Raw genomic sequence first — 972 nt, 5'->3', positions numbered from 1 at the left:
CCGGCCAGCAGCGCGCCCACCGCATAGGTGGGGTAGGCGGCCTCGGGGTGGACGACGACGTCGCCTGCGCCCAGCCCGAGCAGCGTGGGCAGCCACGCGATGAACTCCTTGGACCCGACCGTGGGCACCACGGCCGCCGGGTCCAGCCCGGACACCCCGCGACGCCGGGCGTACCAGTCGACGACCGCGCGGCGCAGGTCGTCCGTGCCGTGCGTCGTCGGGTAGCCGTGCGCGTCGGCGGCCTCGGTCAGGGCCCGGCGGATTAGCGCCGGCGTCGGATCCACGGGCGTGCCGATGGACAGGTCCGCGACGCCGTCCGGGTGGGCGGCGGCACGCTCACGGTAGGGGGTGAGCGTGTCCCACGGGTAGTCCGGCAGCGTCAGCATGGGGCTCAGGCGTCCGCGTTCTGCAGGGGCAGAGCGGAGATGATCGGGTGGTCCTTGGCGATCATGCCCAGCTTGGCGGCGCCGCCCGGGGAGCCCAGGTCGTCGAAGAACTCGACGTTGGCCTTGTAGTACTCGGCCCACTCCTCGGGGGTGTCGTCCTCGTAGTAGATGGCCTCGACGGGGCACACCGGCTCGCACGCACCGCAGTCGACGCATTCGTCCGGGTGGATGTAGAGCATGCGCTCACCCTCGTAGATGCAGTCCACGGGGCATTCGTCGATGCACGCCTTGTCCTTGACGTCCACACACGGCAACGCGATCACGTAGGTCATGGCTGACCGTCCACCTCTCTCTGGGCACGGGGTTGCGGGGCTGCGGTCCAGGGTACTCGCTCCCCCGGACGCGTTTCGCGGGCGGTCACAGTGGCCCGGCGGGGGCGCGTGGCGGCCCAGGTTGTGCACGCGCGCCACGGTCTCCTGACCGCGGTAGCAGCCCTTGTCGAGGTGCACGGCGGTGCGCAGCAGGTCCAGCTCGTGCGGGATCGCGCGATCGTCCACGTCGAGGGCCCGGCGGGGGCGGCCGGCCT

The 972-nt window shown here is 72.0% G+C and carries 2 protein-coding genes and 1 pseudogene; all 3 read right to left on the bottom strand.

The genetic code is table 11. From position 1 onward, the window contains the following. A partial coding sequence (locus D8M29_RS12550; RefSeq protein ID WP_127446041.1) for an aminotransferase class I/II-fold pyridoxal phosphate-dependent enzyme occupies window positions 1–386 on the bottom strand: 386 nt, incomplete at its 3' end. A 5-nt stretch (window positions 387–391) separates the two neighbouring features. After that, window positions 392–718 (bottom strand): ferredoxin, encoded by a 327-nt coding sequence (fdxA, locus tag D8M29_RS14290; protein ID WP_036316465.1) that lies wholly within the window; start codon window positions 716–718, stop codon window positions 392–394. A gap of 171 nt (window positions 719–889) precedes the next feature. Further along, window positions 890–943: pseudogene (locus D8M29_RS14285) on the bottom strand (hypothetical protein); the annotation flags it as partial. Between the last annotated feature and the right edge of the window lie 29 nt (window positions 944–972).

This window comes from Micrococcus sp. HSID17227, from assembly GCF_003989405.1.
Lineage (GTDB): Bacteria > Actinomycetota > Actinomycetes > Actinomycetales > Micrococcaceae > Micrococcus > Micrococcus luteus.
Note: the sequence above shows the minus strand (reverse complement) of the source record. Positions and strands in the feature narration are given on the sequence as shown.

Excerpts from the sequence above, each read along its gene's own strand:
- fdxA (WP_036316465.1), bottom strand. The coding sequence starts at position 718 with ATGACCTACGTGATCGCGTTGCCGTGTGTGGACGTCAAGGACAAGGCG.